Raw genomic sequence first — 24,500 nt, 5'->3', positions numbered from 1 at the left:
TACTTAATTCGCCTGAATTGCTGAACGTTAAAGTTTATACCTATTTAAATTCTGTCTCATACCCCATTCAAGCCCTGTTGCATAATATTGAACGAATTTAGAATATGGAGGGGGGAAAGATTTTGAGAAAAAATATTGTTAAAGACCCCGGACTTTTTTCAAACGCTCCGCAGAGTCCCCAAATCTCTGCTGTATATGAGGATGCCGAAGAATTGACAGAACTACTTGTTACCTATTTTAAGGAAGGAATTGAAGGGGGAGAATATTGCTTATGGATTTCCCCGGATAAACTGGCCGTTGATGGGGCAAAAAGTGAACTTAAGAAAGCAGGAGTGGATGTCGAACGCTCTCTCGCTTCTTCTCAATTGGAAATTCTGCAGGCTGATCCATTCCCGGAAAATCTTACCTTTGTTGCGTTAGCAGTAAAAGAACTCGCAGAAAATGGATATAAAAAAGCCCTTTCTGGAGGATTTTCAGGGTTCAGAACAAACTTTGATCTTAAAAACGCTGGAGATTCGCTTAAGCCCTGTCTTGAGACATGCGGAAAGGCCGTTGAAACGGTGGTTTTCGAAAATAACAAAAGCCTTACATTTCTCTGTACCCTCCCTCTTGAAGAACTTTCAGGTAGAGTACTGCTTGAACTGATGGAGGAAAACGATGTTTTTGCCAAAAGGAAGGGAAAATGGAAGCATTTGAGAAATCTGGAAGGGAAAATTGAGCTGGAAAATATTTTTCTCAAAGCGGAAAAGGATATAGAAGCCGCAAACAGCACCAAGAACGGGTTAATAATGAATATGAGCCATGAACTTCGGACTCCCCTTAACTCAGTTATAGGTTTCTCCGATTTGCTGCTGGAAGGGGCTTTCGGATCCTTGAACACGAGGCAATCAAAGTATGTGAGTAATATTCTCATAAGCGGGAAGAATCTTCTGGAAATTATCAATAACCTGCTTGACATCTCAAGGCTTGAAGCCGGTGAAAGGAGGCTTAACTATGAAGATGTAGATATTGCCAGCCTTTTAGGAGAGGTAAGAATGAGTCTTCTCTCACTTGCTTCAAATAAAAAAATCAGTGTAGAAGTAAAGGTTGATGCCTCCCTTGAGAATGTTCGGGCTGACAGGACAAAACTGAGACAGATCCTGTACAATCTAATGAATAACGCTATAAAATTTACTCCTGAAAAGGGAAGGGTTACTGTAAGCGCCCGCAAAAAGGAAGGAATGCTCGAAGTTAAGGTTTCAGATAGCGGAATAGGATTGTCAAAAGAGGATCACGAAAGAATATTTATGCCTTTTATTCAGGCCGATTCTTCCACAGCCAGGGGATACGGGGGAGCTGGACTTGGACTATATATTGCTAAAAACTTCATAGATCTTCACGCAGGAAGGATCTGGGTAGAGTCCGAGGTCGAAAAAGGCAGCACATTTATTTTTACTCTTCCGATGGATTAGAAAGAGATAATCTGAAAGGAGATTGGCTAAAACTAAAATTGGTGACCGCTTTGCACATCCTACATCCTATCCGGATATGATCGTAAAGGTAGCGCAGTCTGAGACTGTCCCTATGCTTTCAAGAGACCTGTCCGGGCTGCGCGGCCTTCAAATTTTCTGAAAATCCGTTTTTCAGGAGCTTTTGTCCCCAAAACATTCATTTTCTGTTCTGTTTCTTTTTTCTGTAAATTAGCATACCTGCAACGGCAATGACGGTGAGTAGTAAGCCTGGGAGAACCAGGTTTGAACTGCCTCCCTGAGTATCCTCAATGGAGTGGATATACAGGTTGCTTACTATGTTTTCATGCTTATTTATTCCATTGCCGTAACTTGCTGAAAGTGTCAGGTTTATAGGCTCGAAAGTCTCCCTTCTGGAATCTGATAAGTTATCTGTTACTGCATTAAATTCGATAGTAAAAAGCTCGTCCGGATTCATTGGCCCTATGAAATATTCCTCAGGGTAAAATCTCACACCTTCGGCTTCAGGTTTTATGCTTACCGAATTAAACTCGTTAGGGTGGGTGTTTGCCACATCGAACTCAAGGGTAGACTCACCATTTACTATCTGGAGCTCTTTTGAAGGAATTACCTTGACATTTGAAGAATCGACTTTGATAGGAATATTCTTTCTGCTATTGTAATCGAAAGAGTTACCCTCTATTGCAAGCTCAAGGTTATGAGTTCCTTCTGTAGCATCCTCTGCAACCTTAACGTTGAAAGTCAAAGTTATGCTGTTTCCAGGCCCCAGAAGGCCCATATCTTCGTAGGGGGCGTCAAGCACAACTATCCCGTCAGATAAAGGCCTCAAAACTGCAGCCTGGATTCGGGCATTGGTATCAAAGTCACTCCCATCAATAGTGACAGTCGGAGTAGATGCAGTGTTCGTAAGAATTACGGTAATAGTACCCCTATCCCCAGGCATGAAGGCCTTGGGATCCGAAACGACTTCCTTAAGCTCAACTGTACCTTTACTGTCAAATGTTTCAGTGCCTATTCGTATGTCAAAGCTTTTCTCGCTCCAGGGGCTGTCTTTATCTGTTTTCGTCCGAATATCAATAGAACGTATCCCTTTCTGCGCATTTTTGTCTACGAAAAGGTAAAACTCCTTTGTAGCAGTGCTGTCAGGATTTAGGACCCCGACATTTTTCAGAGCATTTGCCTCGGAATCAAGAGAAAAGGGATATTGAGGTACAATTTCGATGTCAACATTATCAGCTTTATCCCCTCCGACATTTTCTACCTGAACGGTCAGATTCAGGTATTCTCCTATTTTTGCAGGATAGGGATTTGTTTCGACTATTGTAACCTTCAGATTAGCCCCCCCAACAGCTGCAGAGGCAGGAGCTGCAAAAAGAGAGGAAACCAAAAGAAAAGATAATACAAGAGGGACAAGTGAATTTTTTATTTTTGTCATTCTAATTTCACCCCGATTAGCTTGAGTTTCGAAATCTAAACACCAGGGATTATTCTGTATTATTCTGAACTATCCCATCCTTTACGAGCACTATCCTGTCTGCATATCCTGCAATTTCCGGATCGTGGGTAATCATTACAATGGTTCTGCCAGCTTCGTTGAGTCTTCTAAACATATTTAGAATTTCACAGCCTGTCTTTGAGTCCAGATTTCCAGTGGGCTCATCTGCAAGAAGGATTGCAGGGTCATTGATCAGAGCTCTGGCGATAGCAACTCTCTGCGATTGCCCGCCTGAAAGCTCACCCGGCTTGTGGTGCATTCGATCCTCCAGCCCCACAAGTTTAAGTAACTCCTTTGCTCTTTCATGAGTGTCGACCCCGCTCCTGGAGTTAGCATATGTGGGGAGCTCGACATTTTCAAGAGCTGTGAGCCTTGGAATCAGGTTGAATGTCTGAAAAATAAAACCGATTTCTAACCCTCTGAGCCTGGCAACTTCCTTGTCCGATAGTTTATTGATATCAAGACCTTTAATTATGATTATTCCTTCCGTAGGCCTATCAAGAAAACCTATAAGATTCATAAGTGTGCTCTTCCCCGAACCAGAAGGCCCCATGATGGCAAGAAATTCTCCTTCCCGGACTTTCAGATTAATATCGTGAAGGATCGGAACCTCCATGTTTCCAAGAATATAACTCTTTTTAACATCAATAACTTCAATAACGGGAGCTGCTGCCCCATGTATTTCGTCATTCTGCAAAGATCTCGAACGGCGCAGATCGCACTTAAACGGCTCTTCACTTAAAGTAGCGCGGTCTTCTCCCAAAGGCAATTCTTCCTCAGGTCTGGGATTTTCAGTTCCTGTCCCCAATATCGAATCTCCGGGAGCAGAAACGTCTTCAATGGATATCTTCGTTTCCATGCCTACTCCTCTGTTTTTCAAATGCTCGGATCAATTTATACGTATCTTAGTTATCCATACAATATAGCCTATTCTGGTTTTTATGCTTTAAGTATAGCAGCAAAACGGTTTTTTCAATACGCTAAGAACCGAAGAGAGATAACTGTTGTTTCTCGAAATGGGAAATATCACTTTTCCCATGCTGCACATACTTTCTTTTTCCTCCGTTCAGGCTCAGTATATCTTTTATACCGTGATAAGTTCGGACCCTCAAGAGGATTGGAATGAATGCCAGGTAACAGGTAGTCTTCCAAAAGCTGTATAAGGATAACTTCCTGTTGTCAGGCAAAAATTGGGTAATCCTTGCATTTGACTGGTTTATCTTATAGATACCTGTCAGCGCACTGACAGATATAATAGTATCCTGTCAATTTGTCCTTAAGCATTCACATAGATTCATTAAAGAATTATATTCTTTAAGGAATTCACAAATTAACCGTTAAGAAATTACTTATAGATTGTCTTCAACCAACCAGTACCCAATCAGGTTGATCAAGAAGAAACAATTTAAAGAGAAGTGAGCTATTCTGCCTGGAGAATAACCCTACTCAATGGACAGACCGATCTTTATTCATATCTCAAAGCATCCACAGGATTCATGCGTGCAGCCTTTCTTGCGGGATATAAGCCAGCAGTTATCCCCACAAGGACAGAAATCGCAATCCCGATTTCGATCAAGGTTAAGGGAAAAACCGGGGGAAGCTTAAGAGCACTTTCAAGAGCGTAAGCCCCCAGACCACCGATTGCAGTCCCTACAATCCCCCCAAAGAAACTTACCATTATAGACTCCAGCAAAAAAAGGGATAGAATATTGGAATTGCTATAGCCTACGGATTTCATGATCCCGATTTCTCTGGTTCTTTCAGTTACGGTCACAAGCATAATATTCATAATTCCTATCGAGCCCACAAAGAGAGATATCAGGGCAAGAGCGAGCAGGAAAGAATTTAAAGCGTCTCCTATTTTTCCGGTTTGCTCAAGAATATCTGCCTGATTGAAGACATAATAGGGTTTTGAATCCTCATTCTCAATTTCCCTTTCCGGGACTCCGAAATTCCGGGCTAACCTTTTATCCACTTCATCTGCAATATCCCGGACTTTTTCAGGACTATCAGCCATTGCAAGGAAAGCCCCATAGTCTTTTTCCCCGGTCATTTCATTCATAGTAGAAATTGGAATGAAAACTGTCAAATCATAGTCGCTGTCTTCACTAACAACCGTGGGCTCGGAATTTTTCAATATCCCTTTTACTTTAAAAGATTTCGTCACAAGAGTGCCATTTTCCTGCCGAAAAGCAATTTCCACAGTGCTCCTATGAGAAATATTCTTACTGAACTCATCGTTTGCAATATCATATCCAAGAACAGCAGCGGAGCTATCTTTATCCGTCAGGAAAGTCCCCCCTTCCATCTGTAAGCCCTGAATCTCCTGAAAATCTTTGTTGACCCCTGCAACATTCACATTTCTAGTTTCTGAAAGATACGTTAGATCTCCACTCATTGATTTTCTGGGAGACACGCCGGTAATCCCCGGTGTGTTCTTTATAAGATTGTACTCGTTATCAAAGAAGAGATTTGGCTGCTCGCTGACTGCAATAATAAAATTAGAGCCTACAGAAGAAATCTCATCAGTAAAAAATTGATTAAAGCTGGCACCAAGGGATGCATTAACAACTACTGCAGCTATACCAATTACTATTCCCAGTGTGGTGAGTGCAGACCTTAATTTAGCGCTTCCTATACTGCCAGATGCTATACGGGCCGCCTGTGCAAATTTTATCATATTTTACCCCACAAATATGATGTCAGTTGACTCTTCTCCGACTATTGTTTTCTTTTTTTGTAGAACAAGAAAACTGCGGGAACTGAAATTATAATAAGTCCGCCTGCCAGTACGGCTGTTGAACTGGATTTAGTTGATTCCGAAGCAATTGTAAAGTCCAGGTTCCCTACAGTATTTGCGTGTCTGTTGATTCCGTTGTTGTAATTTGCAGTGAGGCTCATGTTTGTCCCTTTTTCCCTGCTGGCACTCCATGAATTGTTTGCTACTGCATTAAATTCGATAGTAAAAAGCTCATCCGGATTCATTGGCCCTATGAAATATTCCTCAGGGTAAAATCTCACACCTTCAGCTTCAGGTTTTATGCTAACCGAATTAAACTCGTTAGGGTGGGTGTTTGCCACATCAAATTCAACTGTAGCTTTTCCATCGGTCATTGTAAGTTCTTTTGAAGGAATCACTCTTATGTTCGAAGAATCGACTTTGATAGGAATGTTCTTTCTGCTGTTGTAATCGAAAGAGTTCCCCTCTATTGCAAGCTCAAGGTTATGAGTTCCTTCTGTAGCATCCTCTGCAACCTTAACATTGAAAGTTAGTTTGATACTATCTTGGGGTCCCAGAAGGCCCATATCTTCGTAAGGAGCGTCAAGCACAACTATCCCGTCAGATAAAGGTCTCAAAACTGCAGCCTGGATTCGGGCATTGGTATCGAAATCACTCCCCCCAATAGTGACAGTCGGAGTAGATGCGGTGTTCGTAAGAATTACAGTAATGGTACCCCTGTCCCCAGGCATGAAAACCTTGGGATCCCAAGCAACTTCCTTAAGCTCAACTGTACCTTTGCTGTTAAATGTTTCAGTGCCTATTCGTATGTCAAAGCTTTTTTCACTCCAGGGGCCGTCTTTACCTGTTTTTGTCCGAATATCAATAGAACGTATCCCTTTCTGCGCATTTTTGTCTACGAAGAGATGAAACTCTTTTGTAGCCGTTCTGCCAGGATTTAGGACCCCGACATTTTTCAGAGCATTTGCCTCGGAATCAAGAGAGAAGGGATATTGAGGTACAATTTCGATGTCAACGTTGTCAGCTTTATCCCCCCCGACGTTTTCTACCTGAACGGTCAGAGTCAGGTATTCTCCTATTTTTGCAGGATAGGGATTTGTTTCGACTATTGTAACTTTCAGGTTGGCCCCCCCAACAGCTGCAGAGGCAGGAGTTACAAAAAGTGAGGAAATCAAAAGCAAGGAGAAAAGAATTGCGGCAGTATTCTTCCTAATTATTTTCATATACTTCCACCTTCAATTGTATTGAATTATTCCATCCTTTACCAGGATAACTCTATCAGCATATTTCGCAATTTCAGGGTCGTGTGTAACGATTACTACTGTTCTCCCTTCCATGTTCAAATCCGTAAATATTCGAAGGATTTCGGCTCCTGTTCTGGAGTCAAGGTTTCCGGTCGGCTCATCCGCAAGAAGAATCGCAGGGTCATTAATAAGTGCACGTGCGATTGAGACCCTCTGGGACTGGCCTCCTGAAAGTTCTCCAGGTCTGTGATGCATGCGGTCATGCAGTCCCATAATTTCAAGGAGTTCCCTTGCACGCCTCTTTGGATCCATACTGGTTCTCGAATTAGCAAAGGTAGGGAGCAAAACGTTCTCAAGAGCGGTCAGGCGAGGAACAAGATTAAAAGTCTGAAAAACGAAACCTATTTCAAGCCCCCGAAGACGGGCAAGCTCTTGATCTGACATTCTATTGAGATCCCTCCCCCTTACAAGAACCTGCCCTTCAGTAGGCCTGTCAAGGCAGCCTATAAGGTTCATAAGAGTACTTTTTCCGGAGCCTGATGGGCCCATAACTGCCAGAAACTCCCCTCTTTCAATTTTAAGATTTATATCTGAGAGAACGGGAACTTCCAGACTTCCAAGTACATAGCTTTTCCTGACATTGGAAACTTCGACAATAGGGAGTCCATCCTCAGGTAAACTATTTTTATTAATATTTACATCCCCCTTTCCCAAAGTTACTGAAATGTGATAGAAGAATTACATTGAATAATCTCAATGTTTTTACTACTTATGTAAGACAGTCCATTTTAACTTATGCTTTATCAATTTTCGCCTAAAGATCCGATTTGAAGGCACATAGTTAGCGATTCTCATCTTTGAAAGCAAGCATTTAAAATTCAGTTCTCAAAATTGACATTACATACACTACCTTGGACTTTTTTATAGACTTTATAGATATAAAACGCAGTTCTTTACGAAAAATTGTTACAAATGAAGCCTGATAAAACATAGGCAGTGAGAACAGATAGCTGTAATTATTTCATGAGAGAATGGCCTTTTTTCAGAAAATTTACAATCTCGCCCCGGAATTTATCTTCATAAACTTATACTGTTTTCTATATACATATTTTCTAGAAAGCTAATGGCAGACGTGAAATAACTGTAACAATCAGCTTGAAAAAATTTTTATTTAAACCTGGGAAAACAATTTAATATTTGAATCAAAGTTGGAATAAATTTTGAACTTTTAAACATAATAAGAGTAAAAAAAATATATATCTGTTTACAGAAACCTTACTCTAAATATTTAGGAACTATTATTCATAAGGAGATGAAATTCTATTGAGCTTATATAATTTGCTATATATAGCTATATACAGTCACTGTTGGTTAAAATTTCAAACGGTAGATCTCGAAATAAGAAAAACGTACCATATTAATCTCAGTAAGTGGCTGACAGGGACCGTGAAAAATGTACCATCTAATGGTACGCAAGCATCGATATTAAAAACTAATAAAATATGGAGGGAACAAAATGATCTTTGCATTTAACTTTAGTCAGATGTTCGCATTCATGACTAACTTCAACTTCGTATTCGATTTAGGCAATTTCTGCTTTTTCTAAGCGGAAGTGCAAGAGGTGTTTCTGCAGGGAGAACCATAAGGTCTTATCCAGAATGCAGAAGACCGGGGTATAACGGGGGATAAACAAAACAAGGAAAAAGTGAGGGATTTAAAATGATTCTCAGTTTTGAGTATTCAAAGATTTACACTTACTTCCAGCAAGAATGCTTCAAATTCTTCTACTGCTTCTAAGCAAGCTGTAAAGAAAAAGGTCTCTGCACCGATATGAACAGTATTGTTGTAATCTCGGTTGCAGAAGGCCGGGGTATAACGGGGACGAACAATCAGGAAAAGAGTGAGGGAGTAAAATGATCTTCAGTCTTCAGTATTCAAAGATTACAAAGATCTTCCAGTCCGAATGCTTCAAATTCTTCTACTGCTTCTAAACAAGCTGTAAAGAAGAAGGCTTCTGCAGGGCATTTGAATTAACAATATCCTATAGTCTCTGCAGAGGGCCGGGGTATAACGGGGAATGAACAAATGCAGGAAAAGAGTGAGGGAACAAAATGATCTACAAAATTTTCTACTCAAAAGTTTACAGCTTCTACCAGGCTGAATGCTTCAAGTTCTTTTACAAATGCTAATCAAATGTAAAGAAAAAGGCATCTGCACCGGTATGAACAATATTGTTGTAATTTCGGTTGCAGAAGGCTTGGTATAGGGGGATGAACAATCAGGAAAAGAGTGAGGGATTAAAATGATCTTCTGTCTTGAGTATTCAAAGATTGTAAAGGTCTTCCAGGCCGAATGCTTCAAATTCTTCTACTGCTGGTAATTAAGCAGTAACGCGGATGAAAAGATAACAATAACATATGAAGTTGCCTGAAAAACGGCAACTTCATCTTTACAAAAGAAGTATAATACTGCCACTTTTTTACTTCCTTTTTATTTTCTTGATATTTGTGCTTTTGAAGATTTCTACAATTTCGAGTATACTTTTTGAAATATGAGAGAGGAAACGGCATAAAATTTAAGATTAGTTTTAAGCAGCTCCAAAATAGGAATAGTAGAATATTTTTTAAACATTATGTCTTTCCTGAAAGGGCGTTCACGTCAGAAAATTAAAATACAACTTAGAGAAACGAGATGCTTGAACATCCCATATAACAATTGCAGTGAAAGATTCTGTCTCTAAATAGTAAAAGACTATTATTTGTAAGAAGTTGTCATTCTTTACATTATATGTAAATTCATAATATACCTTAATATTGATGCTCCTGGGTAAATTAAATTTGGAGATTTTGTTTTTAAATAGACAAAATTTCCCACAATAATACATAAATATAAATACAGATTATCCAAACACCTGATTTAAGGCTCTTCAAATCCCTTAAGTCTTTTAGCTGGAAATATCTAAGATTGTTTATATTTACCTCAATCCAAAAAATAAGTCTCTGAGAGTGTGACCTGGGAGTATAATATAAAATGTATATCGAAGGGGGTTTGGCGAAAGCAAATTCTATCCGAAGGAATCCGAAAACTGAATTTAGTTGGCAGAAAATCATCAATTTGATTGAGAGGACACAAAATTTCAAGAGCGGAGGGACTTACAATGTTTTACTATATAAGCTATACAAAAATCACTATATTTATTCAGATAATAAGGTTTAAGATGATCCAGATCGGCGGCCAGGGTTTTAGCGGTTTTGGAAGATTCTTCAGGTAAATTAGATGTCAGATGTTTACTAGTCAGCTATCATTTTGAGTAAATACCAGTACAGGCTCAAACTGCGTGCTGAGGCAGCAGTGTAGCCTGTATCCTGTTTTCTTAAGCAGAAGTGTTTTCTTAGCAAAAATGGCTGAGTTAGAGTCCTTTCTAGAGAAGCTACTACAGAATTAATCGGACAAGCATAAAAGCTTAGCCGAATATATTTTATATATCAGTTATCCTTCTGCACTTGATAATCTAAGAAAGGGATAATTTCGAAGGAAGAGCTGAAATTTAAGTAGCTCTTGAAAGATTAGTCAAGGAGTTATAAAGAATAAGGGAAAACTTAAAACTTTAAGGAGAAAGAGGTTCAAACTTTTGAAATGAAAAATGTTTAAATTTTTGAGATGAAAAGGTTTAAGCTTTAAGTGAAAAGAGAGTTTAATGCTTAGTTTAATTTGATCACCATCTCCAGCTGTAGGAAATCGACAGGCTGGAAGAACTAATTCGAACCTATCTGACCACGGAAAACATGTAAATACGGAAAGTACGGGAACTATGTGCCGTTCCTTTTTTAGTATTTTAAGCGTTGTAAATGGTCCCAAACCGCTTCATCTTTAAGAAAGGCACGGAAGAACCCAATCTAAACGCTATGACTACGATAATCGCCTGAGCCCGAAAGTCTGTGTGTCTATATTCCTTTCTTCTACGTTATAGATGCTTTCAGTTGTTTATTTGCAGCTTGAGAATGAAAGGATTTCTGATTTTTCACTAAATTATAGCTTTAAATTTCAGAGTTAAAATCTAACCTGATAATTGAAGCTTAGAGTTTCTATAAAGCCAGTAAATTTTGTCCTCATGAACAATATAATAGCTATGATCCTATAAATTTATAAAAACGCTTAATTTACTTCTTTTTCCTTGTAAACGTCATAAAGTTTCCACTTTGGCAGGAGTATTTTTAGTATAATATGCAGTAAAAAGGCCTGCTTTCTTTAGGTTGTAGTCCTTTTTAAAACTTCACTGAAAATTTCTGATACGAACCAGTTCCTAAAAAATAGAAGTTAGGTATATGAACCCCTCCTGGCTTAGAGCTACAATAGGCAGCAGTGTCTTCAGGATACAACCTTTTACAAAAGAACTCTCCGACTCTATAGGAACAAAGCAGGAAGCTTGAAATCCTTTCTCCCTGGGAAGAGTGGCCAGTGCTACAACATGGCTCTTCCAGTGTCTTGGTTCGAAAAAGATACGGCTCAAAGCCCTCATAGAAATCATTATTCACACAATCATAATCATTATTACTATAGTTACTACTCGTAACTATTTTACTATAGTTTCAATTGAATATTAACTAAAAACAAGTATGATTAAGAAGCCTGGAATGTTCAAAAAAGAAAAAGCTAATTAGATATGTTTTAAATTTTCCCTGAAGTGGAAGATAAGGATTATGAATTTACACTTAAGGGATTTAATAAAATGCCTGTTAGACAGGCAATTTTCAGAATCTCCAGAACAAAAAATAAAATGAAAGAAGTAAATTGAATGTTATATATCTACCTTATTAAACCTCCACATAGCAACAGATAGCATTACAAGGGCGAATGAAATGAGACCCAGGAATGATACAGCTATATCGGCTGTAGTATAAATGTAGTGATTCCCCATTACAGAGAAATTAGTACCTAAAGCAAAATAACGAATCCCATCTGCCAGCAGGGTCAGCGGGTTAAACATAGAGAGAAATTTAAGGACAGGAGGAAAGGAATCGATAGGATAGAGGGCGTTACTTACAAAGAAAAGGGGCATGCTAAGCAGGGTAAGAATTGACTGCATTCCTTCCGGATTTTCAATTGTAATTGCAATAGAACCTGATAGGAAAAGGAAACCCAGAGTAAAGGCTGCCACCAGTAGCATAATGCCCACGACTGCTGTAAAGGTTTCAGCAAGAGTATATCCCTTGAAGAAGTCCATTCCTAGATATCTTCCAACTCCTATTATTATGAAAGTTTGAATAAAAGCCTTGGTCACAGCTGAAAGTCCAATCCCGAGAATGATATGAAATCTGGGAACCGGACTTGCGAGAGTTTCCCTCAATAGGCTGAACTTTTTGTCAAACATAAGGGTAGTGCCTCCAAACAGACCGCTGAACAGCACATCCATTGCAATTATTCCCGCACCCATATACGAAAGGTAATTGACTACTGGGGCATCGGGTAAGTTTGGAATAAGTGAAGTTAATTGGTCAAAACTATCTGACATAGCAAGCCCGAAAAATGCCAACCACATTACAGGCTGGATCAGTGAAGTTAGGAGCACCGATTTGAATCTAAAGAATTTAACCATCTCTCTCCAGTATATGGCATGAAATTCGAAATTCATTCCGAGACCTCCGCCATTTTAGCTCCCTGCTGTTTTTCTTTTTCATCGCCTTCCCTTAACCCATGCCCTGTATAATGAACAAAAACATCATCCATTGAGGGCTTTTTAATATTCACCGTTGTGATATCTATCCCTTCTCCCCGAATTTTCTCCATAATTTGAGGAAGTACATGGGTAACATCTTCCCCGATCAAGACTCTCAGGGACTTCGTATCTTCTGTTACGCTTTTTACCGACGTGAGAGACCTTAAAATTTCTGCAGCAAGTTTATTATTATTGGTTTCCAGATAAATAAGGTCTTTACCAAGTTTATTCTTTAATTCGTCTGAGTTTCCAGTTACGATTATTTTTCCGTGATCAATTATGCTTATTCTGTCACTCAATTGATCTGCTTCTTCCATATAGTGTGTTGTCAGAAATATGGTAGTGCCTTCTCTCTTAATCTCTCTAAGATACTCCCACATTCTCATTCTCGTCTGAATATCGAAACCTACGGTTGGCTCATCAAGGAAAAGGACTGCAGGTTTTGTCATCAATCCTCTTGCAAGTTCGAGCCTTCGCTTCATACCACCGCTCAGCTCTTTTGCCAGAGTATCCCTTTTATTTTCCAGATCTGTTAGCTTTAAGAGCTCTTCGATGCGCTTTTTTCGTTCCTTTTTTGACATGGAATAAATCTTACCGTGATATTCAAGGTTCTCAGATACGGTCATTTCATGATCAAGGCAAAGCATCTGAAAAACAATACCTATTGATTTTCTTACGGATTTCGATTCCTTTTCGACATCATACCCGTTAACTCTGGCTTCGCCCTTCTGGATTTTCTTCAGTGTCGTGAGAATATTAATCACGGTACTCTTGCCCGCCCCATTTGGACCAAGAAATGAGAAAATCTCCCCATGTTTTACAGTAAAACTAATATTGTCAACAGCTTTTATAGAACCATATGAATGCTCAAGATTATTTACTTCTATGACATTTCCGGTCATTCGTAAATCAACCCCCTCCCTCTACCGTATAGGATCAATCCTATCACTTATATTAGACCCCAATTTTAGACTCCAACCTGGATGGGTATGGATTTAGTAAGTAGTTTGTTGAAACTATTAAGTTTGGATAAATATCTTGATAGTTTTACACAAGTAGTTATGCCTCAGATGGTTTATATAAATAGGAAATTAAGCTTCTAAACTAACCTCTGAGAAGCTCTTTATTTCTATTTTAAAGGTTTCTGAGGTGCTTGATAAATTGCCCAATTCAATCTTGCGTATTAAAGCATGTCCCCAATAACTTCTCCCTTTTGTTTTTTTGTTGAAGATTTGTTTCTTTTATCACATTGTAAAGAAAATGTGAAAAAAATGTAAGAAGGATATCTTTATATTATGGAACCTGCCCCCAAATGAGCGTTAATTAAACTAGAAACTAAACTCTTCTTAAAAATAATCTAAGAGCTAAGTTTAATATAATCTTCCATTAAGAAAAAGATTTCGCACTATATAAACTAATTGTCCATTCTAAGAATTGGAGCCCTTTTTTTCGTACAAATATCTTTCACCTCGAATTACTTACCACCAGGCCTTTTGATTCAGGGATTCCCTCAATATAAGGCCCAGATACTGAAAATATATCCTGAGGAAACTAAATTAAAAATAAAGTATTCCGAGCATTAAACGGCTTTAGAAAATTTCTGAAACCAGGACGAATAACATGAATCCAAATAGAAAGCTTGACTGATAGTTTTCTCGCATATGGTCTGATTTCAAAAAGAGTTCAACTGACTTGAATTTATATAAATAGAGTCTCCAGTTTATATACGTTCAGGTATGTGGAGTTCAGGTATGTGGGGAAGATACATATAAATACGTTAATCGGTGATGTTATTTTGGGGGTAAATAATGGCAGACATTTAAGACTGTCACCGGTTATCAGTGCATATCCTGATGATGAGTTTGAGAACCTGCAAATTGAAGTAATTCTTCCAGGGTACAAAAGAAAGATATTACCTTTAAGATCACCGAAGATGGTTTTTATATAAAAGCTACCAAAGAAGGGGTTGAGTATGCAGACAGTTACGCAGTCTGCTGCCCGGTAAGCCCGGAAAAGGTGGTAGCCAGATACTCAAACGGTGTGCTTAAAGTAAAAGTACCTTATCAGCAGCCTTTTGAAAAAGCAGTGGATGTAAAAATTGAGTGAGGGAAGGGATATCACAATAAATTTCGTTAAGGGGAGAGAGTGCTATGGAAAGTGCCATACCCAGAATATTGAAAACTCCGATACTAGCAATGTATCACGATGACAAACACGAACTTCTCACTCTGGAAGTTGAACTTCCTGACGTAGAAAGTGAGAATATAACACTTTTGATGCATGAAAATAGCTTCTATCTGAAAGCGTTCAGCAAAACCGTAGAATATTTCGGGTCTTTTTTCCTGGATGGACCGGTAGACCCCGAAAAAGCAACTGCAGTCAATAGTAAAGGAATGCTTACCATCAAAGTCCCCTATAAAGAGCGCTTCATGTGTGCAAGGTATATTCCGGTTAGGTAACGCAGCGATAAATAATGGATTATAGGAAAGCAATCTGAAAAACTTAATTTTATATCCTATTAATCTTTATTATATTTTATCAAATTAATAAAGGCCATTTTTATAAAGATTTGTTTGCGTAGAGGAGATATTATGAAGATAATAAAATGCGGTGATCTGGGGTTTAAGTGTAACTTTATGGCTGCTGGTAACGAACTGGAAGAAGTTGAAAATGCTATGTACGATCATATTGAAAAAGAGCATAAAAAAGAGCTTCAGAAAATGTCCGAAGATGACATTCATCATCTGAAACACCGGATATCGACCCTTCTGGGCAGAAGCTGCGGCTGTGGAGCTCTCTAATACGAAAAATATACGAAATAAATCCTGAAAAACGAAAGTTTATCCTGGGCCTCTAGGCAAACTTTCTTTACAGCTTTCTGTCAACGAAGGATTTCACTCAAGGATCTCACTCTGAAGAATATTGAGCTCAGAGAGAATAAAATAGAAAAAAGCCGGGATAAAAACCAGTTTTGAATAAGCCAGTTTTGAATAGCTCAGAGACTCAAACTTGTTTGAAAACCCTGCTTTATGAGTTCAAAATCCAGATATAGTAATTAAGCAGCATCGCGAATGAGTTCAAAATCCAGATATAGTAATTAAGCAGCATCGCGAAGCTAACCCACAGGATATAAGGCAACAATAAATAAGAAGCTGTTTTTGAAATTTCTCTGAATTTCAATATTGTCAGAAATATTGCAAGCCAGAGCAAAATAATCTCGATAAACGCATAGAAAGGAGATTTTAGCCCAAAGAAAAGAAAAGACCAGAGCGCATTAAGTCCTAACTGAATTCCGAAAATAAGCAGAGCTATTTTGACTCCCTGTCTTTCCAGCCCTTTCTCCCAGACGAGATAAAATGAGATTCCCATTAGCGTATAAAGCGTAACCCAGGCAGGAAAGAAGACCCAGGATGGAGGAGTGAAAGCCGGCTTTTCTAGTAAAAGATACCAGTCATCGAGAGATGAAACTGTAAATACCGAACCTATTGCCCCTGCAAGCTGGCAGAGCAATATAGAGACCAGAAGTTTGAAGAAATTAACCCTTTGAACCATACAATACCTGAAAATTATTATATACTCCAACCATTATTAAGATTAGGATTCAAAAAAGCTTTAAGCCTTTTCCCCTACCGTTTACAGCCTTTTTGCAAATACATATTGCCAGAAGAAAAAACTCAAATTGTCCTGAGAAATCTACCCTTTTAGTATAAGCTTTAATGAGTTTTATATACATGAGATTAGAAATAGATTCAACAAAGTGGGAATGAGGCACATTATTCAACAAAGTGGGATAAGGGATACAACTATTTCCAAAAATAACGCTATCTGCTCGGCACTTTCACAGTTTCATATTTTAAAGGGATATGAGAAAAATATATATATTATTGAATAGGTAAAAGGATACCTAATGCCTAGTTAGGATGGAAATCAAATGGTGCAGATAAAAAAGTGTACAACCAAAGAAGATGTAATACAGGCTGTAAATGAGAGAGACGTGAAGTTTATCCGAACCCAGTTTACGGATACACTCGGCATCATCAAAAGCTGGGCAATCCCTGTCGAACAGCTGGAAGAAGCTTTCGAAAGCGGAGTAATGTTTGACGGGTCTTCGATCCAGGGATTTACAAGGATTGAAGAATCGGACATGAAACTTGTGCTTGACCCGTCTACTTTCAGGATTCTCCCCTGGAGACCTGCAACCGGCGCAGTAGCCAGGATCCTTGGAGATGTCTATCTTCCTGATGGCCAGCCGTTTGAGGGAGACCCCAGATACGTTCTTAAGAGCGCAATCGCAGAAGCCGAAAAAATGGGGTACTCCATGAATGTAGGTCCTGAACTGGAATTCTTCCTCTTCAAACTTGACGCAAATGGAAATCCGACCACAGAGCTTACGGATCAGGGAGGATACTTCGATTTCGCACCCCTTGACCGTGCACAGGATGTACGTAGAGATATTGACTATGCTCTCGAACATATGGGATTCCAGATTGAAGCTTCCCATCACGAAGTCGCACCTTCCCAGCATGAAATTGACTTCAGATTCGGGGATGTACTCAGTACCGCAGACAATGTTGTAACCTTCAAATATGTAGTAAAATCAATCGCATATCACAAAGGCTATTATGCCACCTTTATGCCAAAACCTCTCTTCGGGGTAAACGGTTCAGGCATGCATACCAACCAGTCTCTCTTTAAGGGAAGCAAGAATGCATTCTATGATCCGGAAACTCCAACCCAGCTTTCTCAGGAAGCAATGTACTATATTGGTGGCCTGTTGAAACATATTAAGGAATTCGCAGCCGTTACAAATCCTGTTGTTAACTCCTATAAGAGAATTGTACCAGGGTATGAAGCACCGGTTTACATCACCTGGTCAGCAAAGAACAGAAGTTCCCTGATCCGGATTCCTGCGACCCGTGGCAACGGCACAAGAGTGGAACTGAGATGCCCGGACCCGGCGTGCAACCCTTACCTTGCTTTCGCCCTGATGCTCAGAGCTGGACTTGATGGAATAAAGAACAAGATAGATCCAGGAGAACCAACTAACGTGAACATTTTCCATCTTACGGAAAAAGAGCGGGAGGAAAGAGGTATTCATTCCCTGCCTGCTGACCTCAAAGGATCAATTGATGAAATGAGAGGCAGCAAATTCGTAAAAGAAGTGCTTGGAGAACATGTTTTCAGTCACTATCTCTGTGCTAAAGAGATGGAATGGGATGAATACAAAACAATTGTTCACCCCTGGGAACTTGATAAATATCTACATATGCTGTAAGCATACCCCAGAGATCCTGAAACTCATATGGATGCCGAGAAAAATCTACTGCAGCAAAAATAAAAAAGTTTCTTTCATAAGACACACCCTTTCCGCAGGTGTGTCTCAATTTTAGGAAAAGAATCCAGTGGATCAAAAAAGAATTTTCTCGCTCAACCGGTTAATTTCTGTTATAGTAAGCTTCTTTTATTTTCTTTCAAAATTAAGGCCTGAAAAGAATATTGATATAAAAATGCTTTCCTTATGAAAGTCCAGTATTCAGTAGCATTACTTTTTTCTCAAAGAGATCTACCTGCATATATGATGCAGGGAAATAACATTGAGACCTTGAAGATGACAACGAAGTAATCTGTTAAAAGCGAATGCCAGGGTAAAAGTGCAGAAGAAAAAAGAAGAAATGAAAAGGTTAAAACGTCGTGCTTCGCAGGGTTACTTCAAGAACATTTAACCCTAAAAAAAGAAACATATATATATTGTCAAATAGGTACTAAATTACTTACTTCCCTTAGTGATGACCCTCTCAATATATGTAAAGAAAGAAAACCATATGAGGGAGCGTTGCTATTCACTCACATTAATTAGATAATTCAAATGATACAAATTTAGTTAAATATCCTTAAATTACAAAAACTGATAAAACCTCTGAAACCCAGTTCCTCAGCTGGCAAGTTTTTTGAACTATTTCTCAAAAATGAGCCACGGAAATAATCCAGGAAATTATTAATGAATATACTAATTACATTCATTCCTATCCATTTCTAGAGTGATCAAAATGTGTGGAATAATAGGCTTCATAGACCGAACAAAGTCCAGAATGGACGGGTCGAGCATAAAAGCCGCCCTCAGCCTCATGAATGAAAGAGGCAGTGGAGATGGGGCAGGCTATGCAGCATATGGAATTTATCCAGAATATGCAGACTACTATGCTCTTCATGTTTTCTTTGACAATCTAGGTGAACCAAAAAAGAAGGTAGATGAACTCCTCGAACAATCGGGAGAAATTGTTCACCAGGAAGAAATCCCGACTACCCCGCAGCCGGGCATAAAGAAAGTACACATCCCATGGAGATATTTCTTTAAGCCCTCAGAAGACCTGATGGCAGGAAGGATGTCTTCTGAAAACGATGTTGTCACTTACATAGTCATGGAAGTAAATGCCAATGTAAAAGGAGCTACAATCTTTTCCTCCGGGAAAAACATGGGAGTTTTCAAAGCTTCCGGCTGGCCCGAGGATGTGGCAAACTTCTATAGAATTGAGGACTACAAAGGGTATATCTGGCTTGCCCATAACCGCTATCCTACAAATTCTCCGGGCTGGTGGGGAGGCGCTCATCCTTTCAACCTGCTCAACTGGTCCGTAGTACATAATGGAGAAATTACCTCATATGGTACAAACCAGCGCTATGTCGAAGGATACGGATACAAATGCACCCTGTTTACTGACACCGAGGTTGTAGCCTATCTTTTTGACCTGCTTGGGAGACAGCATGAGCTTTCGCACGAAATGGTTGTCAGGGCTCTTGCTCCACCTTTCTGGGACGATATAGACCGCATGCCTGCAAAAGAAGCAGAGCTGAACAAGGCAGTTCGCCTTACCTATGGGTCTGCCCTCATGAACGGACCCTTTGCAATCGTAGTCGGAACAGAGGATGGCATTGTCGGTTTTACTGACAGGATTAAACTGCGCCCTCTGGTAGTTGGTGAGAACGGGAACCGGCTTTATATTTCCAGCGAAGAAGCCGCAATAAGGACCCTTGACCCCGAAGTTAAAAACGTATACACTCCCAGGGCAGGAGAACCAATTGTAGGGAGGTTTATTGAATGACGCTCGGAAGTGTGCCCCCAAAATTTAAGGTCAGTATTGACCGTGACCAGTGTATGGACTGCGGACGCTGTATTGAAAACTGTTCCTACGGTGTGTACAGGAGAGAAGGCGACAAAATCCTGATAGAATCCAGGAAATGTACAGCTTGCCTCCGCTGTGTTGCCATGTGCCCGAGGGACGCAATCACGCTTACCGAAAAGCCCGTAGACTACCGTAGCCACCCTCTCTGGACCAGAGAGGTCAGAGAAGATATTATTAAACAGGCTCGCAGCGGGAAAATTATCCTTTCAGGAATGGGAAACGCCAGGGATTTGCCGGTTGTCTATGATCGCCTTCTCCTTGACGCCTGCCAGGTTACAAACCCAAGCATTGACCCCCTGAGAGAACCCATGGAACTCAGAACTTACATAGGAAAAAAGCCGTCCAGACTCAAATTCAGGAAGACCGAGAGCGGGGATGTAGAGCTGGAAACAAAACTGGCTCCAAATCTCAAGCTTGATACTCCGATAATGATCGGACATATGAGTTTCGGAGCTATCAGTCTGAATTCTCAACTCAGCATGGCAAAAGCGGTAAAAGAGACCGGAACTTTCATGGGAACAGGAGAAGGAGGACTGCACAAAGAACTCTATCCTTACCAGAACCATATGATTGTTCAGGTCGCCTCAGGCCGTTTCGGAGTTAATATCGACTACCTGGAGAGAGGCGCTGCCATTGAGATTAAAATCGGCCAGGGCGCAAAACCGGGTATCGGAGGACATCTACCTGGCGAAAAGGTAAACGAGGAAGTCTCAAGAACCCGTATGATTCCATTTGGCAGTGACGCAATCAGCCCGGCTCCTCACCATGACATTTACAGTATTGAAGACCTTGTTCAGCTCATTCGAAGTCTCAAAGAAGCAACCGAGTGGAAAAAACCTGTCTTCGTAAAGATTGCAGCTGTGCATAATGTAGCTCCGATTGCTGCTGGTATTGCTCGCTCTTCTGCAGATGCGGTAGTAATTGACGGGTTCCGTGGCGGGACCGGAGCAGCTCCCAAGGTCTTCAGGGACCATGTGGGAATTCCGATTGAAGTTGCAATCGCAAGCGTTGATCAGAAACTCAGGGACCAGGGCGTAAGAAACGAGATCTCGATTATTGCAAGTGGCGGGATAAGAAGCAGTGCAGACCTTGCAAAATCAATTGCACTAGGAGCAGACGCTGTCTATATTGGGACTGCTGCGCTTGTTGCTCTGGGCTGCAGGGTCTGCGGCAACTGTTACAGAAACCTCTGCCCATGGGGTATTGCCACACAAGAGCCGAACTTAACGAACAGGCTTGACCCTGAGAGAGGAGCAGTCCAGGTTTCAAACCTGATAAAAGGCTGGACTCTCGAACTCAGCGAACTTATGGGCGCTGCAGGCATCAACAGTATTGAAAGCCTGCGTGGTAACAGAGATCGCCTGCGTGGATATATGCTGGATGAAGGAATGCTTAAAATCCTGGACGTACTGCCAGCGGGGGCCTGATTGAGATGAAGACGGTAAGAATTGATGCCAGAGGTATGCATTACACTCCCCTGAACCAGAAAATCAGAGCTGCAGTTGCGGACGGAGCAGAGGAAATCATACTCGATAACGTTCTCGGACAGCGCTTCATAGGTGATGGGTTAAGAGGCAACGTCCGAATAATAATTAACGGAGTCCCTGGCGGAGATCTGGGGATGTTCATGAGCGGGCCGATCTGTATTATACATGGGAACGCCGAACACGCTCCTGGCAACACAATGGACAGCGGCATGCTTGTGATTCATGGAAGCGCAGGAGATGCAGTTGCTCATAGCATGCGAGGAGGAAAAGTCTTTATAAAGAATAATATTGGCTACCGGGGCGGCATCCACATGAAACAGTACGAAGTGGAAGCCAGACCTGTACTTGTAGTAGGAGGGACAGCACATTCCTTCCTTGGAGAGTATATGGCAGGTGGCCTTGTACTCGTACTCGGTATCGGTAAAGACAAATCGATGACAGACAGGGGCATAGGAAGCGGAATCCACGGTGGAGAAATTATCATCCGTGGGGAAGTAGATGATTACCTGCTTGGAGTAGGAGCCAAGAAATTCAAGTTTACCGAAAGCGATCTTGAGCGCATTGCCCCGACTATAAAGAGCTTCTGCGAGCAGTTCGGGTATGATCCCGCAGAGTTCCTGAACACTAACTACACAAAGATCGGACCTGCAAGCAGCCGGCCTTTCGCAAGCAAATACGTCTGGGAGTGATGAGAGATGGCAGAACAGAAACCAATTAGCAAAAATTACCTTGATCTCAAATCAAAAGTCTGGGACGAAGGTCTTTGCTCAGGCTGCGGGGCCTGCATTGCAGTCTGCCCTGCGGATTCCCTGTACTTCGAAACAGGCGGCGATTCCACACACCCGAAGAGCAATAACTACTGCAAAGCCGCTGTCGACGATGTCCCCTGCGGAGCCTGTTACGAGGTTTGTCCGAGACTCGACGAACAGCCCTCAAGCCTGCTCGGAGATTACCTGGAAATCACTGCCGGGAGAGCCGAGTTTGATATCCCGAGAAAGCAGAGCGGAGGAGCAGTCACAGCAATCCTTGCAAATGCCCTTGATACAGGCCTTGTAGATGCTGTGGTTACGGTTACGGAAGATCCCTGGACCCTTAAACCGCACTCCATGATAATAACCAGGAGTGAAGCCCTTATCGGCCAGGCAGGAAGCCGTTACAACTGGTGGGTCCCTCTTGTTTCTTCCCTGAAGGAAGCGGTCGTAAACAGGAAATACAGGAACATTGCAGTTGTCGGAGTTCCCTGTGTCGTCCAGGCAGTCCGCAAAATGCTTGAAACCGATCACCAGCTTGTACGCCCGTACAAGAATTCCATTCGCTTCGTCTTCGGGCTTTTCTGCACGGAAAGTTTCGATTACGAAAAACTTATCGCAGGCAAGCTGAAAAGCGAGTACGCCCTCGAACCTATGAAAGTATGCCGCATTGACGTCAAAGGCAAGCTCGAAATCACCCTCAATGACGGGACGCAGTATGTAATTCCCCTTACCGAACTTGAGGACACTGTCCGTCCAGGCTGCAACGTCTGTACGGACTTTACAGCCCTTAAAGCCGATATTTCTGCAGGCGCTGTGGGAAGCCCGGATGGCTACACCACCCTTGTAGTCCGCACTCTTGTAGGGCAGCATCTTCTTGACAGCGCAGTTGCCAACAAGAAACTGAGCGTCGGCGGTGAGGTGAGCCTTGGGATAATTGAAAAACTTGCAAAGAAAAAACTTGCAAGAAAACCGGAATAAAAGAACTTAAAAAATTTCAAGTAAATTTTAGATGGAGATTACTCCATCTTCTACTTCTTACTTAATTATTTTCTACTCCTTACTACTTCTTTTATTCTTCTTACGTTTTTTATGAGCTCATCCCAAAACTTGATTTAACTCACATAATTTTAAATTTATAATTTCAATATAATATCAGTTTCGGGAAAGGCTCTCGCATATATTTCTTTTTTGAATATTGAGGCATGGTGGTTAATTGCTGAAAACCACAAGCATCCAAAAATTTTTAATTTCTTCAAATAGAATGTGCCTATTTTGCCATGTTTGATCTGTAATCCAGGATACGATCATGGAAACTTTCAATCTAAATCTGTAATTTAAAGGAAACTGTCAAATATTTCTGGTAAAAACAAAAAGTGAGTGTAAAAATGAATGAGTTTAGATATAGTGGAATAAACTTTCCAAAATAAGGGAATATTTTAATAAACTTGGACGGAGTTCATTATTCTTTTAGAATTAGATAAGAACCAGAGAATATTAAAAAGACATAAAAGCCTGCATTATTTAAATGGTAACTATATTGGTCAGTTGTTTTATTCCTAATTTATTTTTCTGCTATACTTAATACTAATTATTTTATCTATATCTTATAATAAAAACGATAATATATTAAAAGCTATATAAAATTTGTTTAACAAAATTTCGGGAGTGTAAGTAAATGAGAAATCAAATATTTGAGAGATTGAAAAGGTCACTGGGTATTTTACTGGCAGTCTTTTTTGTAGTTTCATTGACATATGCGTCAGCAAGCGCATCTTCTTCAGATTCATCATTCCAAATGACAGAAACAAAATCAGTTAGTCTAGATAAATGCAATGAGACCAATATGACAGAAACAAAATCAGTTAGTCTAGATAATGAGACCAATAATGAGCCCAATAACTTCATCCTGAGTGGAGTCGGACAGCATAAGGATGTACGTATAAACTATTCGACGACCAGTTTCAGAAACGTACCTATTTTCAGCTATAATGACTCGAAAGACACATACTACTTCATGGGAAGCGAAATCCGTGCACAAGAAACGGAGATCGGTACGATGGTCACCGTGACCGAGATGTATTATCCGCACCAGTGTGAGATAATGCTGACTTTGCTAGTACCTGATATCAACCTGGACGGAGATTGTTCAGAACAAGAATTTGAAACTATTGCGATCCGAACAACTAGCAAAAGCACCTACATCGGGCAGCAGGGCGTTAAGGGAGCAGTCCAATCTTATGAAGTAATACACCTTAATGGAACTGCTAATATTGTCTATCCTTGAGTTGAATTTTAAGTGTAACTATTCAGGTAGCCTTGTTAGGGCTCCACAATTTTTCCTCGTTCCGAGGAAAAATTGGATATAAAATGAATTATTTTTTTCTTTTATGAAACGTGAAGAGATTCTTGCTCTGTG

The 24,500-nt window shown here is 40.5% G+C and carries 20 protein-coding genes; 12 read left to right on the top strand and 8 right to left on the bottom strand.

Translation table 11 applies throughout. The annotated features are described in order from the left end of the window. Nucleotides 1–122 precede the first annotated feature (122 nt). Both ACPK8D_RS02980 and ACPK8D_RS02975 read left to right on the top strand, forming a co-directional pair. A complete protein-coding gene (locus ACPK8D_RS02980; RefSeq protein WP_424716361.1) occupies nucleotides 123–1,451 on the top strand; it encodes an ATP-binding protein in 1,329 nt (442 codons plus the stop codon). Between the two features lie 22 nt (nucleotides 1,452–1,473). After that, nucleotides 1,474–1,611: a hypothetical protein gene (locus ACPK8D_RS02975; RefSeq protein ID WP_424716360.1), complete on the top strand. Its 138-nt coding sequence runs from the start codon at nucleotides 1,474–1,476 to the stop codon at nucleotides 1,609–1,611. Between the two features lie 36 nt (nucleotides 1,612–1,647). Here the strand turns inward: ACPK8D_RS02975 and ACPK8D_RS02970 are convergent, their stop codons facing one another. The 7 genes from ACPK8D_RS02970 to ACPK8D_RS02940 all read right to left on the bottom strand — a co-directional run bounded on the left by ACPK8D_RS02970 (nucleotide 1,648) and on the right by ACPK8D_RS02940 (nucleotide 13,566). After that, complete coding sequence (locus ACPK8D_RS02970) at nucleotides 1,648–2,904, bottom strand: COG1361 S-layer family protein (RefSeq protein WP_424716359.1); 1,257 nt, start codon at nucleotides 2,902–2,904, stop codon at nucleotides 1,648–1,650. A 49-nt stretch (nucleotides 2,905–2,953) separates the two neighbouring features. Then, nucleotides 2,954–3,823 (bottom strand): ABC transporter ATP-binding protein, encoded by an 870-nt coding sequence (locus ACPK8D_RS02965; protein ID WP_424716358.1) that lies wholly within the window; start codon nucleotides 3,821–3,823, stop codon nucleotides 2,954–2,956. A 606-nt stretch (nucleotides 3,824–4,429) separates the two neighbouring features. After that, nucleotides 4,430–5,644, bottom strand: a complete 1,215-nt coding sequence (locus ACPK8D_RS02960; RefSeq protein ID WP_424716357.1) for an ABC transporter permease — start codon at nucleotides 5,642–5,644, stop codon at nucleotides 4,430–4,432. 41 nt (nucleotides 5,645–5,685) lie between these two features. Continuing rightward, nucleotides 5,686–6,927, bottom strand: a complete 1,242-nt coding sequence (locus tag ACPK8D_RS02955; RefSeq protein ID WP_424716356.1) for a COG1361 S-layer family protein — start codon at nucleotides 6,925–6,927, stop codon at nucleotides 5,686–5,688. 12 nt (nucleotides 6,928–6,939) lie between these two features. After that, nucleotides 6,940–7,662 (bottom strand): ABC transporter ATP-binding protein, encoded by a 723-nt coding sequence (locus tag ACPK8D_RS02950; RefSeq protein ID WP_424716355.1) that lies wholly within the window; start codon nucleotides 7,660–7,662, stop codon nucleotides 6,940–6,942. A gap of 4,084 nt (nucleotides 7,663–11,746) precedes the next feature. Further along, entirely contained in the window at nucleotides 11,747–12,580 is an 834-nt protein-coding gene (locus tag ACPK8D_RS02945) for an ABC transporter permease (protein ID WP_424716354.1), read from the bottom strand. Continuing rightward, nucleotides 12,577–13,566, bottom strand: a complete 990-nt coding sequence (locus ACPK8D_RS02940) for an ATP-binding cassette domain-containing protein (protein ID WP_424716353.1) — start codon at nucleotides 13,564–13,566, stop codon at nucleotides 12,577–12,579. Before ACPK8D_RS02940 ends, ACPK8D_RS02945 begins: the two co-directional genes overlap by 4 nt. A gap of 851 nt (nucleotides 13,567–14,417) precedes the next feature. Here ACPK8D_RS02940 and ACPK8D_RS02935 point away from each other — a divergent pair. The 4 genes from ACPK8D_RS02935 to ACPK8D_RS02920 all read left to right on the top strand — a co-directional run bounded on the left by ACPK8D_RS02935 (nucleotide 14,418) and on the right by ACPK8D_RS02920 (nucleotide 15,465). Next, complete coding sequence (locus ACPK8D_RS02935) at nucleotides 14,418–14,612, top strand: hypothetical protein (protein ID WP_424716352.1); 195 nt, start codon at nucleotides 14,418–14,420, stop codon at nucleotides 14,610–14,612. Continuing rightward, a complete protein-coding gene (locus tag ACPK8D_RS02930; RefSeq protein ID WP_424716433.1) occupies nucleotides 14,576–14,770 on the top strand; it encodes an Hsp20/alpha crystallin family protein in 195 nt (64 codons plus the stop codon). Before ACPK8D_RS02935 ends, ACPK8D_RS02930 begins: the two co-directional genes overlap by 37 nt. A 44-nt stretch (nucleotides 14,771–14,814) precedes the next feature. Beyond that, nucleotides 14,815–15,123, top strand: coding sequence for an Hsp20/alpha crystallin family protein (locus ACPK8D_RS02925; RefSeq protein WP_424716351.1), 309 nt, complete (start codon nucleotides 14,815–14,817; stop codon nucleotides 15,121–15,123). 132 nt (nucleotides 15,124–15,255) lie between these two features. Then, nucleotides 15,256–15,465: a DUF1059 domain-containing protein gene (locus tag ACPK8D_RS02920; protein WP_424716350.1), complete on the top strand. Its 210-nt coding sequence runs from the start codon at nucleotides 15,256–15,258 to the stop codon at nucleotides 15,463–15,465. Between the two features lie 226 nt (nucleotides 15,466–15,691). On the opposite strand, the gene ACPK8D_RS02915 is transcribed toward ACPK8D_RS02920, so the two are convergent. Further along, nucleotides 15,692–16,216 carry a TspO/MBR family protein gene (locus ACPK8D_RS02915; RefSeq protein ID WP_424716349.1) on the bottom strand — a complete coding sequence of 175 codons (525 nt, stop codon included), beginning with the start codon at nucleotides 16,214–16,216 and terminating at the stop codon, nucleotides 15,692–15,694. Between the two features lie 379 nt (nucleotides 16,217–16,595). Here ACPK8D_RS02915 and glnA point away from each other — a divergent pair, with 379 nt between their 5' ends. From glnA to ACPK8D_RS02885, 6 genes are all read left to right on the top strand, one after another. Further along, nucleotides 16,596–17,939 (top strand): type I glutamate--ammonia ligase, encoded by a 1,344-nt coding sequence (gene glnA, locus ACPK8D_RS02910; protein WP_424716348.1) that lies wholly within the window; start codon nucleotides 16,596–16,598, stop codon nucleotides 17,937–17,939. 772 nt (nucleotides 17,940–18,711) lie between these two features. Beyond that, nucleotides 18,712–19,764 carry a class II glutamine amidotransferase gene (locus ACPK8D_RS02905; protein WP_424716347.1) on the top strand — a complete coding sequence of 351 codons (1,053 nt, stop codon included), beginning with the start codon at nucleotides 18,712–18,714 and terminating at the stop codon, nucleotides 19,762–19,764. Continuing rightward, on the top strand, nucleotides 19,761–21,272 hold the full coding sequence (locus tag ACPK8D_RS02900; protein ID WP_424716346.1) for a glutamate synthase-related protein: 1,512 nt from the start codon (nucleotides 19,761–19,763) through the stop codon (nucleotides 21,270–21,272). Before ACPK8D_RS02905 ends, ACPK8D_RS02900 begins: the two co-directional genes overlap by 4 nt. A gap of 5 nt (nucleotides 21,273–21,277) precedes the next feature. Further along, a complete protein-coding gene (locus tag ACPK8D_RS02895; protein ID WP_424716345.1) occupies nucleotides 21,278–22,021 on the top strand; it encodes a hypothetical protein in 744 nt (247 codons plus the stop codon). Nucleotides 22,022–22,027: 6 nt separating this feature from the next. Further along, nucleotides 22,028–23,062 carry a Coenzyme F420 hydrogenase/dehydrogenase, beta subunit C-terminal domain gene (locus ACPK8D_RS02890; RefSeq protein WP_424716344.1) on the top strand — a complete coding sequence of 345 codons (1,035 nt, stop codon included), beginning with the start codon at nucleotides 22,028–22,030 and terminating at the stop codon, nucleotides 23,060–23,062. An 865-nt stretch (nucleotides 23,063–23,927) separates the two neighbouring features. Further along, nucleotides 23,928–24,368, top strand: coding sequence for a hypothetical protein (locus ACPK8D_RS02885; protein WP_424716343.1), 441 nt, complete (start codon nucleotides 23,928–23,930; stop codon nucleotides 24,366–24,368). The last annotated feature ends 132 nt before the right edge of the window (nucleotides 24,369–24,500 follow it).

It is taken from the genome of Methanosarcina sp. (assembly GCF_049706645.1).
GTDB lineage: Archaea > Halobacteriota > Methanosarcinia > Methanosarcinales > Methanosarcinaceae > Methanosarcina.
Note: the sequence above shows the minus strand (reverse complement) of the source record. Positions and strands in the feature narration are given on the sequence as shown.